The sequence below is a fragment of the Variovorax sp. 01N425 genome (assembly GCF_056399465.1).
Genome location: NZ_JBFTRJ010000012.1, coordinates 163,457 through 179,266, shown reverse-complemented (window position 1 = coordinate 179,266; position 15,810 = coordinate 163,457). Strand labels below are relative to the sequence as shown.

At 68.4% G+C, this 15,810-nt stretch carries 15 protein-coding genes; 8 read left to right on the top strand and 7 right to left on the bottom strand.

What is annotated here, in order from left to right; translation table 11 throughout:
- Window positions 1-91: 91 nt before the first annotated feature.
- Window positions 92-367, top strand: a complete 276-nt coding sequence (locus tag AC1DSC_RS22140) for a hypothetical protein (RefSeq protein ID WP_012748532.1) — start codon at window positions 92-94, stop codon at window positions 365-367.
- An 81-nt stretch (window positions 368-448) separates the two neighbouring features.
- Here the strand turns inward: AC1DSC_RS22140 and AC1DSC_RS22135 are convergent, their stop codons facing one another.
- The 6 genes from AC1DSC_RS22135 to AC1DSC_RS22110 all read right to left on the bottom strand — a co-directional run bounded on the left by AC1DSC_RS22135 (window position 449) and on the right by AC1DSC_RS22110 (window position 5,403).
- The gene (locus AC1DSC_RS22135; protein ID WP_012748531.1) at window positions 449-1,225 is read right to left on the bottom strand and encodes an MBL fold metallo-hydrolase; all 777 of its coding nucleotides are present in this window, start codon (window positions 1,223-1,225) and stop codon (window positions 449-451) included.
- Window positions 1,226-1,230: 5 nt separating this feature from the next.
- A complete protein-coding gene (bamC, locus tag AC1DSC_RS22130) occupies window positions 1,231-2,325 on the bottom strand; it encodes an outer membrane protein assembly factor BamC (protein ID WP_012748530.1) in 1,095 nt (364 codons plus the stop codon).
- Between the two features lie 145 nt (window positions 2,326-2,470).
- Window positions 2,471-3,397: a 4-hydroxy-tetrahydrodipicolinate synthase gene (gene dapA / locus AC1DSC_RS22125; RefSeq protein ID WP_370880727.1), complete on the bottom strand. Its 927-nt coding sequence runs from the start codon at window positions 3,395-3,397 to the stop codon at window positions 2,471-2,473.
- A gap of 43 nt (window positions 3,398-3,440) precedes the next feature.
- Window positions 3,441-4,010: a class I SAM-dependent methyltransferase gene (locus AC1DSC_RS22120; protein WP_012748528.1), complete on the bottom strand. Its 570-nt coding sequence runs from the start codon at window positions 4,008-4,010 to the stop codon at window positions 3,441-3,443.
- Window positions 4,011-4,015: 5 nt separating this feature from the next.
- Window positions 4,016-4,156: a hypothetical protein gene (locus AC1DSC_RS22115; RefSeq protein WP_012748527.1), complete on the bottom strand. Its 141-nt coding sequence runs from the start codon at window positions 4,154-4,156 to the stop codon at window positions 4,016-4,018.
- Window positions 4,157-4,179: 23 nt separating this feature from the next.
- On the bottom strand, window positions 4,180-5,403 hold the full coding sequence (locus tag AC1DSC_RS22110; protein WP_012748526.1) for an MFS transporter: 1,224 nt from the start codon (window positions 5,401-5,403) through the stop codon (window positions 4,180-4,182).
- A gap of 178 nt (window positions 5,404-5,581) precedes the next feature.
- On the opposite strand from AC1DSC_RS22110, the gene AC1DSC_RS22105 reads away from it, so the two are divergent.
- From AC1DSC_RS22105 to AC1DSC_RS22085, 5 genes are read left to right on the top strand one after another with little or no spacing between them, the layout of a single operon-like run.
- Window positions 5,582-7,579 (top strand): DNA topoisomerase IV subunit B, encoded by a 1,998-nt coding sequence (locus AC1DSC_RS22105; protein ID WP_012748525.1) that lies wholly within the window; start codon window positions 5,582-5,584, stop codon window positions 7,577-7,579.
- Between the two features lie 26 nt (window positions 7,580-7,605).
- Window positions 7,606-8,493, top strand: a complete 888-nt coding sequence (locus AC1DSC_RS22100; RefSeq protein ID WP_049809385.1) for a lytic transglycosylase domain-containing protein — start codon at window positions 7,606-7,608, stop codon at window positions 8,491-8,493.
- A gap of 43 nt (window positions 8,494-8,536) precedes the next feature.
- Complete coding sequence (locus AC1DSC_RS22095) at window positions 8,537-9,658, top strand: Kelch repeat-containing protein (RefSeq protein ID WP_028256240.1); 1,122 nt, start codon at window positions 8,537-8,539, stop codon at window positions 9,656-9,658.
- Window positions 9,659-9,704: 46 nt separating this feature from the next.
- Window positions 9,705-12,110, top strand: a complete 2,406-nt coding sequence (gene parC / locus AC1DSC_RS22090) for a DNA topoisomerase IV subunit A (protein WP_028256241.1) — start codon at window positions 9,705-9,707, stop codon at window positions 12,108-12,110.
- Window positions 12,110-12,298: a hypothetical protein gene (locus AC1DSC_RS22085; protein WP_012748521.1), complete on the top strand. Its 189-nt coding sequence runs from the start codon at window positions 12,110-12,112 to the stop codon at window positions 12,296-12,298. Before parC ends, AC1DSC_RS22085 begins: the two co-directional genes overlap by 1 nt.
- 12 nt (window positions 12,299-12,310) lie before the next feature.
- Here the strand turns inward: AC1DSC_RS22085 and AC1DSC_RS22080 are convergent, their stop codons facing one another.
- Entirely contained in the window at window positions 12,311-13,414 is a 1,104-nt protein-coding gene (locus tag AC1DSC_RS22080) for an MBL fold metallo-hydrolase (RefSeq protein ID WP_369663111.1), read from the bottom strand.
- Between the two features lie 198 nt (window positions 13,415-13,612).
- On the opposite strand from AC1DSC_RS22080, the gene AC1DSC_RS22075 reads away from it, so the two are divergent.
- Both AC1DSC_RS22075 and AC1DSC_RS22070 read left to right on the top strand, forming a co-directional pair.
- On the top strand, window positions 13,613-15,205 hold the full coding sequence (locus AC1DSC_RS22075; RefSeq protein WP_012748519.1) for an esterase/lipase family protein: 1,593 nt from the start codon (window positions 13,613-13,615) through the stop codon (window positions 15,203-15,205).
- Window positions 15,206-15,277: 72 nt separating this feature from the next.
- Window positions 15,278-15,808: a cysteine hydrolase family protein gene (locus AC1DSC_RS22070; RefSeq protein WP_307596548.1), complete on the top strand. Its 531-nt coding sequence runs from the start codon at window positions 15,278-15,280 to the stop codon at window positions 15,806-15,808.
- Window positions 15,809-15,810: the final 2 nt, after the last annotated feature.

The window sequence follows — 15,810 nt, the reverse complement described above, 5'->3', positions numbered from 1 at the left end:
CAATGCCGCGAATGAGGCCGCGAGACACAAACGGGCGGCGATGCGGGTCTAGAATTTTTTCGTTCTGACATCCATTGCCAAAGGAGTTTCCATGAAGAAGTCATCGTCCGTCCTGCTCGCTTCGTTGATCGCCGCTGCCGCACTCGTGGCCTGCGGAAAGAAAGAGGACGCCGCGCCGGCGGTTGTGACACCCCCGCCCGCCCCGGTGACCGAACCGGCCCCGCCGCCGCCCGCCGCCGCACCGGCCCCGTCGACCAGCACCGATCCGTCGGCCGCAACCACGCCTTCGCCGGGTGCATCCTCGGCGCTGGACGCCGCCAATGCCGCGACCGAGGCCGCCAAGAAGAACGAAGCGCCGAAGCAATAGACCCGGGTGTTCGTTCACCCAGCAAAAAGCCGCCTGGTGGCGGCTTTTTGCATGGGGGCGCGCAACAGCAACGCCGCGCGATCACACGTCCAGCCAGGGCGAGCCTTCCGACGCACTGGCCGTGAGCATCTCGGCCTCGTGCCCGCCGAGGGCTTCGGCCATCAGGCGCCGCACGATGTCGGGACGGTTGTTCTGCTCGCTCAGATGGGCCGCGACCACGTGGCGCAGGCCGTCGTGGCGCACCGCGCGTGCGATTTCCGCGGCCGCATCGTTCGACAGGTGTCCGTGCCTGCCGCCAACGCGCAGCTTCAGGAAGGCCGGATAGGCCGAATTGGCGAGCAGTTCGCTGTCGTGGTTGAACTCGAGCAGCAGCGCATGCACGCCGCTCAGGCGGGCCAGCACATGCGCGGTGGCATGGCCGAGGTCGGTCAGCACGCCCAGCGTGCGCGCGCCGTCGGAGCAGCGAAGCTGCAGCGGCTCGCGCGCATCGTGCGGCACGGTGAAAGGCCGCACCGCGATGTCGCCGACCGCAAACTCGGCATCGTCCCGCGCCAGGTTGAGCCGGCCTTCGAAATCGCGGGCCCCGGTGGCCAGCCAGGTGCCTTCGCTCATCCAGACGGGAATGCGGCTGCGCCGCGACAGCGAGTGGGCGCAGCCGATGTGGTCGCCGTGCTCGTGGGTGATGAAGACCGCGTCGATGTCGCCGGCTTCGAGGCCGGCCTTGGCAAGCCGAATATCGAGTTGCCGCAGGCCGAAGCCGCAGTCGACCAGGAGCCGCGAAGTGCGCCCGCCGCTGGTGGATTCCACCAGCGCGGCGTTGCCCGTGCTGCCGCTGCCGAGGCTTCGGAAGCGGAGCATGCGGCTTACTTCAGGTCGTCGGCGATGACCTGGACGATGCGCTGCGCGTTCGCCGAGGTTTCGGGCGCGCCGTTCGCGTTCAGCACCGAGACCGTGGTGCTCTCGCCCTGGCCGCCCTTCACGAGGATGCGGAACTTGATCGGTGCTTCGTTCTTCTCGGAGCTGCCGAACAGCTTGCCGAAGAAGCCGGGCTCCTTCTTGTCGGGGTTCGGGGTCACGTAGCGCACGTAGTAGATGCCGGCGCTGCGGTCGCGGTCCTCCACGGTGAAGCCGGTGCGGTCGAGCGCCAGGCCCACGCGGCGCCATGCGCGGTCGAAACCTTCGTTGATCTGCACGACCGGCTGGCCGCTCACGTTGGCGACGGTCGCGGTCTTGGAGGGCGCCGTGGTGGCGGCCAGGATCTTCGACTGCTCTTGCGTCACGCCGAGCTTGACCATCAGGCGGCGCAGGAACTCGGTCTCGAGCTCAGGATCGCTCGGACGCGGCTGCCACACGGTCTGGTCCTGGCGGCTGTTGTTGTAGACCTCCTGCATGCCGCGGTGGCTGATGAAGATCTCGGTGCCCGTGGGCGTGCGCTCCAGGCGCGTGCGGAAGCGGTCGAGCTCGCCGGTCGAGTAGACCGAGTCGACCAGCTTGCCCAGCGTGCCGCGGATGATGTCCTGCGGCAGCTTGGCGCGGTTCTCGGCCCAGTCGGTTTCCATGATGCCGAGGTTGCGCTGCTCGGTGGTCAGGAGGAAGCCGCTTTCCTGCCAGAAGTCCTTCACCGGATCCCAGAGCTGGTCGGGCGAGCGGTTGATGACGATCCAGCGCTGCGTGCCCGAGCGCTCCATGCGCACGTCGCCGATGTTGGCCACCGCGGTGGGAATGCCCGGCGCATTGGCGGCACCGGCCTGGTAGGCGTTGGCCGTGACCGCACCGCCCGGCACCGCATAGCGGTTCTCGCGCGAGAGCTGCGACAGGTCGGGCGGGACTTCGAGCGTCGGGGCCTTGCCGGCGCTCTTGTAGTCGATCTTGTCGCTCTCGAGAACGGAGCAGGCGGCGAGGCTGACAACGAGGGTGGCCAGCAATGCAGCTCGCGAAATGTGCGAAAGGTTCTTCAACGTCGTCTTCCTTGTTGGAATGGGTTCGGTCAATCTGTGGGCCGCTTTGCCCGCACTCTCTGAGCACGGTTCAGGCAAAAGGTTGCGTAACCTCGATGCGGCAGGGGAAAGCGATGGGAGGTGTCGGGAAGAAAAGCGGGGAGGGTCAGCCCTTGAGCAGGCCGGTGGCGCGCAAGGCAGCCTCGACCACGGGCCGGTTCGTTTCCGCCAGCTCGGTGAGCGGCAGCCGCAATGCGCCGCCGCACAGCCCGAGCCTGGACATGGCCCACTTCAGCGGGATCGGGTTGGGCTCCACGAACAGGTGGCGGTGCAGCGGCATCAGCTCGAACTGGATCTGCATCGCGCGGCGTACATCGCCTGCGATGGCCGCCACGCACAGCTCGTGCATCTTGCGCGGCGCGATGTTGGCCGTGACGCTGATGTTGCCCTGGCCGCCGCAGAGCATGAGGGCGACTGCAGTGGGGTCGTCGCCCGAATAGACGGCAAAGTTCTTGGGCAGGTCGCGGATGAGCCACTGCGCGCGCTCGATGTTGCCGGTGGCTTCCTTGATGCCGATGATGCCCGGCACCTGCGCGAGGCGCAGCACGGTGTCGTGCGCCATATCGGCCACGGTGCGGCCCGGCACGTTGTACAGCACGGTGGGCAGGTCGCCCACGGCTTCGGCGATGGCCTTGAAGTGCTGGTACTGGCCTTCCTGCGTCGGCTTGTTGTAGTAGGGCACGACCTGCAGCTGCGAATCGGCGCCCACGCCCTTGGCGAACTTGGCGAGCTCGATGGCTTCCTTGGTCGAGTTGGCGCCGCAGCCGGCCATCACGGGCACGCGGCCCTTGGCCTGCTCGACCGCCACGCGGATGATCTCGCAATGCTCTTCCACGTCGACCGTGGGCGATTCGCCGGTGGTGCCGACCACGCCGAGGCAATCGGTGCCTTCGTCGATGTGCCAGTCGATCAGCCGGCGAAGGGCGGGGTAGTCGACACTGCCGTCGTCGTGCATCGGCGTGGCGAGAGCGACGATGCTGCCTGTCAGTTGCTCCAAGGGGAATCTCTCTGTCGGGTGGACGAAAGCGCCGATTCTACTGACTCCGGCATTCCCGGAAACGGCCGCCCCGGCGGGCTCAGTTTCCCTGCAGCAGATGGCGCGGGGGCTGGCCGGCGTCGGCATTGCCGGCGCGGATGGCCGCGATGCGCTGCACGAAGCGCGCCGGTTCGGCAACAAAGCCGTCCTCGTAGGCCACCACGCGCAAATCCTTGCATGCGGCCAGCAGTTCGCCGGGCTGCAGCAGGAAGTCGGGGCGCGAGGGCTTGCCCACCGTCTCGTTGCCGGCCGCGAAGGTTTCGTACAGAAGCACGCCGCCGGGGGCGACCGCGGCCACGATGTCCGCCATGCGCGGGCGCCACAGGTAGTTGGTGACGACCACCGCGCCGAAGGCCTGGCCCGCGAACGGCCAGGGGCCGGCCTCGATGTCGGCGACCAGCACGCGGCCGAAGGCGCCCGCGGCCTCGGCGGCTTCCGCCGAGCGGTCCACGCCCGTCGCCGCATGCCCGCGCGCCGCGAACCACCGCATGTGCCGCCCATGGCCGCAGGCCACGTCGAGCACGGTGGCCCCAGGGGCGAGCAGGTGCGACCACCGCACGATCCATCCCGACGGCTCCGGTCCGCCATGCGAAGGCGCTACATCTTTCATAGCAATCAGAAACAAGACCAGACCTGGTCGACCAGCGTGACCAGGAAATCCGGGTGCACGTAGAGCGCAAAGACGCCGCCCAGCGCCGCCAGCGCGGCGGCCAGCCAGCCGGCGTGCACGAGGCGGTGGCGCATCTGCGGAGTCATGGGGCCATTGTCCACGGCCAGGGTCAGCCGGGCATGGCGGCCGGCCGGCCGCCGCGCGCGATGGCGCTTTCCTTCACCGGCAGGTTGATCAGCGCCGCGAACACGCCCAGCGCGATCGCGATGTACCAGACGATGTCGTAGCTGCCCGTGGTGTCGTACAGGTAGCCGCCCAGCCAGACGCCGATGAACGAGCCGACCTGGTGGCTCAGGAACACGAAGCCGCTGAGCATCGACAGGTGCGCCACGCCGAAGATGCCCGCGATGATCGCGTTGGTGGCGGGTACCGTCGACAGCCAGAGAAAGCCCATGGCCGCCGAGAACACGTACACGCTGAGCGGCGAAATGGGCGCCAGGAGGAACAGCGCGATCGAGACCGCCCGCGCAAAGTAGATGGCCGCCAGGATCTTGCGCTTGGCCAGCTTCTGGCCCAGCAGCCCGACCGTGTAGGTGCCGAACACGTTGAAGAGCCCGATCAGCGCCAGCGCGTAGCCCGCCACCTCGGCTGGCAGGCGCTGGTCGCGCAGGTAGGTCGGCATGTGGATGCCGATGAAGGCGAGCTGGAAGCCGCAGACGAAATACCCCGCCATCAGCAGCCCGAAGCTCGGGTAGCGGAAGGCCTCGCCCACCGCCTGCAGCACCGACTGGTCACGGTGCCCGGCGAGCGCGCCGCGCTGCGGTTCGCGCAGGCCGAAGGCCAGCGGCATGATCACCAGCGCCAGCATCGCCACCGCCGCAAGCGCGCTCTGCCAGCCCAGCTGCCTGATCAAGAGCCCCTCGATCGGCGCCAAAAGGAACTGCCCGAAGGAGCCGGCCGCCGCCGCCACGCCCATGGCCCAGGAGCGCCGCTCGGCCGGGATCTGGCGCCCGATCACGCCGTAGACGACCGCATAGGTGGTGCCGGCTTGCGCCGCGCCGATCAGCACGCCGGCGCTCAGCGTGAACAGCAGCGGCGTGGGCGAATACGCCATGCCCAGCAGGCCCAGCGCATAGAAGGCCGTGCCGGCGATCAGCACCCGGAAGGCGCCGAAGCGATCCGCCACCATGCCCGCGAACACGCCGAAGATGCCCCACGACAGGTTCTGCACGGCCAGCGCGAACGAGAAGGTCTGGCGGCTCCAGTCCTGCGCCTGCGTGATCGGCTGCAGCCAGAGGCCGAAGCCGTGGCGGATGCCCATGGAGAGCGTGACGATCATGGCGCCGCAGATCAGCACCTGCTTGATCGAGAGAGTGGGAGAAGAGGCTTGCATGGCGTCGAATGTAGCGACTGGCCACTTTGGCAGGTGCGCTGGCGGCCAAGGCCATTGATGATTTGTGGCGCCGGCTTTGATGCGCAACAGGCATCAAAGCCCGCGCCCTGCCGTGAACGCGCCGCGTGCCTGTATGGGTATCCAGTTGTTTGGCGGCGACTGACTACAATCCGCCCCCATGGCGACTCCCCCCAAGACTCCCCCCAGTTCATCGTCCGCGTCCTCCGGGTACTCGGAAGGCTCCATCCGCGTGCTCAAGGGCCTGGAGCCCGTGAAGCAGCGCCCGGGCATGTACACCCGGACCGACAACCCGCTGCACGTCATCCAGGAAGTGCTCGACAACGCCGCCGACGAGGCGCTGGCGGGCCACGGCAAGAAGATCAAGGTCACGCTGCATGCCGACAACTCGGTCAGCGTCGAGGACGACGGCCGCGGCATTCCCTTCGGCCTGCATCCTGAAGAAAAAGCCCCCGTGGTCGAACTGGTCTACACCCGGCTGCACGCCGGCGGCAAGTTCGACAAGGGCTCGGGCGGCGCCTACAGCTTCTCGGGCGGCCTGCACGGCGTGGGCGTGTCGGTGACCAACGCGCTGTCGAAGCGGCTCGAAGTCACGACCCACCGCGAAGGCTCGGTCGCCAGGCTGGCCTTCAGCGGCGGCGACGTGATCGAGCCGCTGCAGGTGCGCAAGCTCGAAGCCGGCGAGCGCAAGCAGGGCACCACCGTGCGCGCCTGGCCCGACGCCAAGTATTTCGAGACCGCCGCGCTGCCGATGGCCGAGCTCACCCACCTCTTGCGCAGCAAGGCCGTGCTGATGCCGGGCGTGAGCGTCACGCTCACGGTCGAGAAGACCAAGGAAACCCAGCAGTGGCTCTACAAGGGCGGCCTGAGCGACTACCTGATGCAGACGCTCAACGGCGACCCCGTGATCCCGCTGTTCGAAGGCAGCGGCCACGCCGACAAGAACGCCGACAACTTCGCCGAGGGCGAGGGCGCCGACTGGTGCGTGGCCTTCACCGAAGACGGCCAGCCGGTGCGCGAGAGCTACGTCAACCTGATTCCCACCAGCGCCGGCGGCACGCACGAGAGCGGCCTGCGCGACGGCCTGTTCACCGCGGTGAAGGGCTTCATCGAGCTGCACTCGCTGCTGCCCAAGGGCGTGAAGCTGCTGCCCGAGGACGTGTTCGCACGCGCCTCGTACGTGCTGAGCGCCAAGGTGCTCGACCCCCAGTTCCAGGGCCAGATCAAGGAACGCCTCAATTCGCGCGATGCCGTGCGCCTGGTGTCGAGCTTCGTGCGACCGGCGCTCGAGCTCTGGCTCAACCAGCACGTCGACTACGGCCGCAGGCTTGCCGAGCTGGCCATCAAGGCCGCGCAGACGCGCCAGCGCGCCGGCCAGAAGGTCGAGAAGCGCAAGGGCTCCGGCGTGGCCGTGCTGCCCGGCAAGCTGACCGATTGCGAGAGCAAGGACATCAGCCACAACGAAGTCTTCCTGGTCGAGGGCGACTCCGCCGGCGGCAGCGCCAAGATGGGCCGCGACAAGGAAAGCCAGGCCATCCTGCCGCTGCGCGGCAAGGTGCTCAACACCTGGGAAGTGGAGCGCGACCGGCTGTTCGCCAACACCGAAATCCACGACATCTCGGTGGCCGTGGGCGTCGATCCGCACGGCCCCACCGATTCGCCCGACATGAGCGGCCTGCGCTACGGCAAGATCTGCATCCTCTCGGATGCCGACGTGGACGGCTCGCACATCCAGGTGCTGCTGCTCACGCTGTTCTTCCGCCACTTTCCGAAACTCATCGAAGCCGGCCACGTGTATGTCGCAAAGCCGCCGCTGTTCCGCGTCGATGCGCCTGCGCGCGGCAAGAAGCCGGCCTCCAAGGTCTATGCGCTCGACGAGGGCGAACTCACGGCCACGCTCGACAAATTGCGTAAAGATGGCGTGCGCGAAGGCGCCTGGAGCATCAGCCGCTTCAAGGGCCTGGGCGAAATGAGCGCGGAACAATTGTGGGAAACCACGCTCAATCCCGATACCCGACGCCTGATGAAGGTGCAATTGGGGCGCTTCGACTTCAGCTCCACCCAGGGCGAGATCACCAAGCTCATGGGCAAGGGCGAGGCAGCCGCCCGGCGCGAACTGATGGAACTGCGCGCCGACGATGTCGACATCGATGTTTGACCACCCTCGTGAAAATTCCAGATTTCATGCGTCCGTTGCTCCTGGCCCTGCTGCTGTGCGCGCAGCAGGGGCTCGCGCACGCCGCTGACGTCTACGGCTACATCGACAGCAAGGGCGTGGCGCACTTCGCGTCGGAAAAGATCGACGAGCGCTACCAGGTCTTCTTTCGCCGCGGCCAGAGCTTCGACACCGCGCAGGGCCTGGCGCCGTTCGCGCGCGGCGGGCGCAAGCTCGATGGAAAGGTGCCGCAGGCCTCGCAAACCCTGCTGGCGCTGTTCGAAGCCTCGCCAAGCTACAAGACCGCCAAGGCCGCGCTGCGCGATGCGTCGAACAAGCATTCGATCGACTACGAACTGCTGCAGGCACTGATCGCCACCGAATCGGGCTTCGATGCCCAGGCCGTTTCGCCCAAGGGCGCGATGGGGCTCATGCAACTCATGCCGGCCACCGCGCAGCGCTACGGCGTCGCAGCCGACAAGCGCAGCACCATCGAGAAGAAGCTGTTCGACCCGCGCATCAACATTGCCGCGGGCTCGCGCTACCTGCGCGACCTGATCGCCATGTTCCCGGGCCAGATCGAGCTGGCGCTCGCTGCCTACAACGCGGGCGAGGGCGCGGTGCAGCGCGCGGGCAACAAGATCCCCAACTACAAGGAAACGCAGAACTACGTGCAGACCGTGCTGCAGCTCTACGCCTACCTCAAGCCGTCGGCCGGGGGCTCGGCCATGGCGGGCGGCGGCGCGCGCGGCGGCAAGGCGCCGGGGCGCATCCGCATGGAACTCACGGTGCCCAAGGGCGGTGCCCTGGGCCGCGGCAACATGCCGCCCGATTCGCCGGGCGCCATGCCGGCCATGCCCGATGCGCCCGAGCCATCGGCGGTGCCGGACAGCGGCCCGGACGCTCCGGTGTCCTGATGGCCCGCCCCGCCTTTCCCCGCCGATGAAGGAGCCCTTCTTCATGCACCGCCGAAGCTTCGTCCTTGCGACCGCCGCCTGTGCGGTGGCCGGGGCCGCGCGCGCGCAGCACGCGGCCACCCACGACACGCTGCCGCCGGCGCCTTCGTCGAAGGAGCCCTATGCGCGGCTGCAGGGCGGCGTTCCGCACCACATGACGCCCGAGCAGGAAGCACAGCGCGTCACCGACAGCCCCGCACCGGCCGGCCCGCAGGGGCGCTGGGAGCAGCGCGCGGCCTTGCCCATTCCGCGCAGCGAGATGGCCTGGGCCACTGCGGCGCAAGGGCGGATGCACGTGGTCGGCGGCTATGGCGAGGGCGCGGTCAACCGCGACTACCACCACATCTACGACCCCAAGGCCGACGGCTGGCTCGACGGCGCACCGCTGCCGCGCGGCGCCAACCACGTGGCGGTGGCGGCCGATGGCGACCGGATCTACGCCCTGGGCGGGTTCGTCGAGCAGAACCGCCGCTCCGACACCAACGCCTACGTGTACGAGATCGCAGCCAACCGCTGGAGCGCCATCGCGCCGCTGCCGCGACCGCGCGGCGCCGCGGCCGCGGTGATGCAGGGCGGCGTGCTGCACCTGATCGGCGGCGCCTCCGAGCCTGCGGCCGAACGCGCGAGCGTGGGCTGGCACGAGGTCTACGACCCCAAGGCGGACCGCTGGTCCTCCGCCAAGCCGCTGCCCGGTGCGCGCGACCACGTGGGCTGCGTGGCGCACGGCGGCCAGATCCACGTGATCGGCGGGCGCTTCAACACCTTCGAATACAACACCGACCTGCACCACGTCTACCTGCCCGCGCGCGACACCTGGGAGCTGCGTGCGCCGCTGCCCACGGCGCGCTCGGGCCACGGCCTCGTGGTGTACCGCGGCCGCTTCTTCGCGATGGGCGGGGAGGGCGGCTTCCTGGTGGGCGGCGTGCCGCGCCAGGCCAGGGTGTTCGGCCAGATGGAGAGCTACGATCCCGTGGCCGACAGCTGGCAGCGCCATGCCCCGATGCCCACGCCGCGCCATGCGGTGGGCGCCGCGGTGATCGGCGACTGGATCTACGTGGCCGGCGGCGGCGCGGTGCTCGGCGGCGCCGTGCAGTCCGCAGTGCACGAGGCTTTCACACTAGGCTGAACGCGCAAGCGCACGGCCCGCAACTGTTTTTCTTTCTCTCTTCTCCATGGACGACTCCCAACCTCCGCTCGATCTCCAGGGTCCCACCGACGGCGACACCACCCTCACACTGGCCGACTACGCACAGACCGCCTACCTCGAATACGCGCTCAGCGTGGTCAAGGGCCGCGCGCTGCCCGACGTGTCCGACGGCCAGAAGCCGGTGCAGCGGCGCATCCTGTATTCGATGTCGCGCATGGGCCTGGGCTTCGGCGGCGCCAACGGCACCGTGGGCGCCAAGCCGGTCAAGAGCGCGCGCGTGGTCGGCGACGTGCTCGGCCGCTTCCACCCGCACAGCGACCAGGCCGCCTACGACGCGCTGGTGCGCATGGCGCAGGATTTTTCGCAGCGCTATCCGCTGGTCGACGGCCAGGGCAACTTCGGCAGCCGCGACGGCGACGGCGCCGCGGCCATGCGCTACACCGAGGCGCGCCTCGCGCGCATCACCAGCCTGCTGCTCGACGAGATCGACGAAGGCACGGTCGACTTCATCCCCAACTACGACGGCAGCACCGAGGAGCCGCGCCTTCTGCCCGCGCGGCTGCCCTTCACGCTGCTCAACGGCGCGAGCGGCATCGCGGTCGGCCTGGCCACCGAGATCCCGAGCCACAACCTGCGCGAGATCGCCGATGCCTGCGTGGCGCTGATCAAGTCGAACGGCAAGCTCAGCGACGAGGAGCTGCTGCAGATCGTGCCCGGCCCCGACTACCCGGGCGGCGCGCAGATCATCAGCGGCCCGGCCGACATCGCCGACGCCTACCGCACCGGCCGCGGCTCGCTGAAGGTGCGCGCGCGCTGGAAGATCGAGGACCTCGCGCGCGGCCAGTGGCAGCTGGTGGTCAACGAGCTGCCGCCGGGCGTCAGCACGCAGAAGGTGCTCGAGGAAATCGAGGAAATCACCAATCCGAAGGTCAAGGCCGGCAAGAAGGCGCTCTCCGCCGACCAGACCCAGCTCAAGGCCGCGATGCTCTCGGTGCTCGACGTGGTGCGCGACGAGTCCAGCAAGGACGCCGCGGTGCGCCTGGTGTTCGAGCCCAAGACCTCGCGCATCAGCCAGGACGAGTTCATCACCACGCTGCTTGCGCAGACCTCGCTCGAAACCTCGTCGCCGATCAACCTCACGATGGTGGGCATCGACGGCAAGCCCACGCAGAAGTCGCTGCGCCAGATGCTCAACGAGTGGATCGCGTTCCGCGAGGTCACCGTCGAGAAGCGCTCGCGGTTCCGCCTGAACAAGGTGATGGACCGCATCCACATCCTCGAGGGGCGGCAGCTGGTGCTGCTCAACATCGACGAGGTGATCGCGATCATCCGCGCGGCCGAAGATCCGAAGGCTGCGCTGATCGCGCGCTTCAATCTCAGCGAAATCCAGGCGGAAGACATTCTTGAAATCCGGCTGCGCCAGCTTGCGCGGCTGGAGGCCATCAAGATCCAGCAACAACTCGACGAGCTGCGCACGGAGCAGAAGAAGCTCGAGGACATCCTCGGCAGCCCGGCCGCGCTGCGCCGCCTGCTGGTGAAGGAAATCGAGGCCGATGCCAAGACCTTCGAAGACCCGCGCCGCACGCTGATCCAGGCCGAGAAGCGCGCCGTGGCCGAAGTGAAGGTGGTCGACGAGCCTGTGACCGTGATCGTCTCGCAGAAGGGCTGGGTCCGCGCGCAGAAGGGCTGGGCGAGCGAGAAGGCCGCGGCGAACGGCGCCAACGGCTCGGCCGCGCCAGAGTACAGCTTCAAGTCGGGCGATGCGCTCTACGGCGCCTTCGAATGCCGCAGCGTCGACACGCTGCTGGTGTTCGGCTCGGCCAAGGACAAGAGCGTGCGCGTCTACACCGTGCCCGTGGCCTCGCTGCCCGGTGCGCGCGGCGACGGCCAGCCCGTGACCACGCTGATCGAGCTCGATGCCGGCACGCACGTCACGCACTTCTTCGCGGGCCCGGTGGGCGCCAGCGTGCTGCTGGCCAACACCGGTGGCTACGGCTTCATTGCCACCGTCGAGAACATGATGTCGCGCCAGCGCGGCGGCAAGGCCTTCATCGACGTGGGCGAGGGCGAGCAGCTGTGCCGCCCGTCCCTGGTAGGCGGGGCGAGCGGCGCCGAGCCGATGCCGGCCGCCACGCACGTGGCCTGCGCCTCGACCGGCGGCCGCATCCTGACCTTCGACATCGCCGAGCTCAAGAGCCTGCCCAAGGGCGGCCGTGGGCTCACGCTGATCGACCTCGACGCCAAGGACACGCTGGCGGGTGCCGCGGCCTACACGCGCAGCGTGAAGATCGAAGGCATCGGCCGCGGCGGCAAGGAGCGCGATGAAACCCTGGAAATCCGCACGCTCAACAATGCGCGCGGCAGCCGAGCGCGCAAGGGCAAGGCGGCCGACCTCGGCTTCAAGCCGACGAGCATCGTGCGGGTGCTGTGATGGGCGGCATCGACATCAGCATCATCGGCCTCGTGATCGCGGTGATCACGGGCCTTGCAAGCTTCTGGTTCGGCCGGCGCATGCGCCTGAAGCGCGGGGCCAAGCAGCGCGAGAAGGACCGCATCGCGGCGCAGGCCGGCGAGACCCGGCAGCAGCGCCGGGCGCGCGAGCGCAAGGAACGCGGCTAGCGCCTTTTCGCCTCAGCGCAGGCCCTGCCACCAGCGCTCGTTGGTGCGGGCCTTTCCCACCGTGAGCACTTCGCCGATCACCGGCGTGGCGAGCTCGATCTTCTTGGCCTGCGACAGGTCGGCAATGCGGTCCAGCGGATCGTGCCAGGTGTGGAAGGCGAGGTCGAAGGTGCTGTTGTGCACCGAATAGAGCACCTTGCCGCGCAGGTCCTCGAAGGCCTGCACGCTCTGCTCGGGCGTCATGTGGACGGCCGGCCAGTAGGCGTCGTAGGCGCCGTTTTCCATCAGCGCCAGGTCGAAGCCGCCGAAGCGCTCGCCGATCTGCTTGAAGCCCGCAAAGTAGCCCGAGTCGCCGCTGTAGAAGATGCGCTGCTCGCCGCTTTGCACCACCCATGAAGCCCACAGCGTGCGGTCGCGGTCGGTCAGCGTCCGGCCCGAAAAGTGCTGCGCCGGCGTGGCGGTGAGCTTGACGCCGTCGTGCTCGCTGCCTTGCCACCAGTCGAGCTCCGTCACGCGCTCCGCAGGCACGCCCATGGCCACCAGCCGCGCGCGCACGCCCAGCGGCACGAAGTAGCGCTGCACGCGCAGCGCGAGGTACTCGATGGTGGCCACGTCGAGGTGGTCGTAGTGGTCGTGCGAGAGGATCAGGCCTTCGATCGGTGGCAACTGCTCGAGCGTGAGCGGCGGCTTGTGGAAGCGCTTGGGACCGACGAAGGTGAACGGCGACGCGCGCTCGCTGAACACGGGGTCGATCAGCCAGTACTTGCCCTGCAGCTTGAGCAGGTGCGACGAATGGCCGAGCCGCACCACGTGGTTGGCCCTGGGGTCGAGCGCCTCCAGGTCGGCGGTGGACAGCATGCGCACCGGGATCGGGTCGACCGGCACGGTGCCCACCTTGTCGCCGACGATGAAGCGCGACCAGATCCGCCAGCCGCTGGCCGAAGGCAGCACGTCCGGGTTCGGCGGGTTCTGGAAGCTGCAGCCCTTGAACTGCGGCGATGCGTCGTAGCGCGCCTCGCATCCGCTGTTGCTGGTGCAGCCCGCGACGAGCGCGCAGCTCGCCGCGAAGAGCGAGGTGCCATAGCTGCGAAGGCGGCGCTTCAGAAAGGAGATCATGGCGAGGTGTTGTCCGGTTTTTGCGGCGCGAGCTTAGCCGCCGCCCCGCCACCAATGGTTTCAGCGGCAGAAACATTCGGCGCACAGGGACATTTCCGCGCCGCTCGTCGTATGCCATGCGTTCTATGGCCGCCTGCGGCATCGCGCGGCACACTGAAGCGCGCCACGTTCCGCGGGCTTCAAGGAGGCGACCAGACCATGAGCAGCAACCGCTATCCCATCATCTACGTGCGCGGCTACGCCATGACCGAGGCCGAGCGCGACGACACCGCGGCCGATCCGTTCTGCGGATTCAACGTGGGCTCCACCGTCTACCGCGCCACCGTGAAGAAGGATGCGCCGGCGCAGAAGTTCGTCTTCGAATCGCCCGTGGTGCGCCTCCTGGCCGACTTCCAGTACCAGAGCGTCTACCAGAACGGCCTCGATATCCTCGACAACGACTGGAAGCCTTCGCCCGACGAAACCGGCAAGGACGTGGACGGCATTCCGGCCGCATCGATCGTCATCTACCGCTACTACGACGGCGGCTCGGAGCTGCTGGGCGACGGCAAGTCGCGCGACGTGAAGATCTACGCGCAGGGCTTGAGCAAGCTGATCCTTCGCGTGCGCGACCTGGTGGCACTGCGCGAAGGAGCCGCTTTCTCGCCGGCCGACTTCCGCTGCTACCTGGTGGCGCACTCGATGGGCGGGCTGGTGGTGCGGGCCTTCCTGCAGAACCCGGCGCTCGGCGATGCGGCGGCGCGCGCCTGCGTCGACAAGGTGTTCACCTACGCCACGCCGCACAACGGCATCGACATGGGCGGCATCAACGTGCCGGCCTGGCTCACGGCCAACGAGATGAACACCTTCAACCGCGAGCGGATGTCGGAGTTCATGGACACGGCGCCGGTCGACGGCCGCATGGACTACCTGCCGGCCGCCGCGTTTCCGCCCGAACGCTTCTTCTGCATGGTGGGCTCCAACCGCGGCGACTACGAGGCCGCCAAAGGCCTCTCGCGCATGTTCGCGGGCCACGGCAGCGACGGGCTGGTGCGCATCGAGAACGCCTCGCTCTGGTCCATCGACGAGGCCAGGCGCAGCAAGCCGGTGGCCACCGCCTACGCCTTTCGTTCGCACTCGGGCTACTTCGGCATCGTCAACTCCGAGGAGGCCTACCAGAACCTCGTGCGCTTCCTGTTCGGCGACGTGCGCGTCGATCTCTGGTTCGAGGTCGATGGCGTGACCCTGCCGCCGGACCTGCCCAAGGACGCCGACGTCGACGCGCTCTACCAGGTCGAACTGCTGGCCGCGCCGCGCGGCAAGCGCTGGTACCTGAGCCGGCGCGTGGCCGAGGAAGACTCGCCCGCCTGCCGCACGCACAAGGAACTGACCGACCCCGAAAAGCCCGAGCGCCGCTCGATCTATCTCTCGACCGTGTTCCTTGCCAACAAGGCGCGCGTGAAGCAGGACCGGCCGACGCTGGCCTATGCGATGACGCTCGGCGTGCGCGTGCCCGACTACCAGGTGAACAAGAAGTTCTGGCTCGACGGCCACTACGAAGGCAGCTCGCTGTTCCGCGACACGCTGGTGATCGAGATCGCGCCGCCGCAGCCCGACGACCCGGCGCAGAACTGGAACGTGAAGTACGGCTGGCAGACCGACACCGCGGGGCAGGCCTCGCTGCCGATGAGCCCCAAGCAGCTGGCCGATGGCAAGCTGCAGTTCATCGTGCCGCTTTCGAGCCTGGGCGCGGCACCGGCGGCGCCCGGCATCAGCGGCAAGGTGCGGCTGGAGGTGAGCGCCTGGAGTTGAGGGGCGCGTCGTCCGGCGGGTGCCGGCGTCATACTCGGGGCGGTCCAGGATCCTGCCTTCTCCTCCTCCCCCATGAAAACTGCCGTTCTCGTCATCGACATGCAGCGTGGCCTCTATGACGACCTGCCGCGGCCCCACGAGGCCGCCGAGGTCGCGCAGCGCATCAACGAGCTCACCGCGCGTGCGCGTGCCGCGGGCGTGCCGGTGGCGTTCATCCAGCACGAGAACGCCGTCGACCTCGAATTCGATTCCGAGCGCTGGCAGCTTTCGAGCGCGCTGGAGGTCGGTCCGGACGACACGAAGATCCGCAAGGCCACGCCCGATTCGTTCCTGCGCACGCCGCTGCAGGCATGGCTCGCGGGGCATGCGGTGCAGTGCGTGGTGGTCTGCGGCTACTCGTCGGAGTTCTGCGTGGACACCACCGCGCGCCGCGCCGCAGCGCTCGGCTACGAGGTCGTGCTTGCGGCCGACGCGCACACCTCGCACGACAAGCCGCACGCCACCGGCGACTTCATCCGCGCCCACCACAACGCCACGCTGTCGGACATCACGAGCTTCGGCGTGCCGATCCGCGCGGTGCCCAGCGCGAAGATCGTGTTCTGACC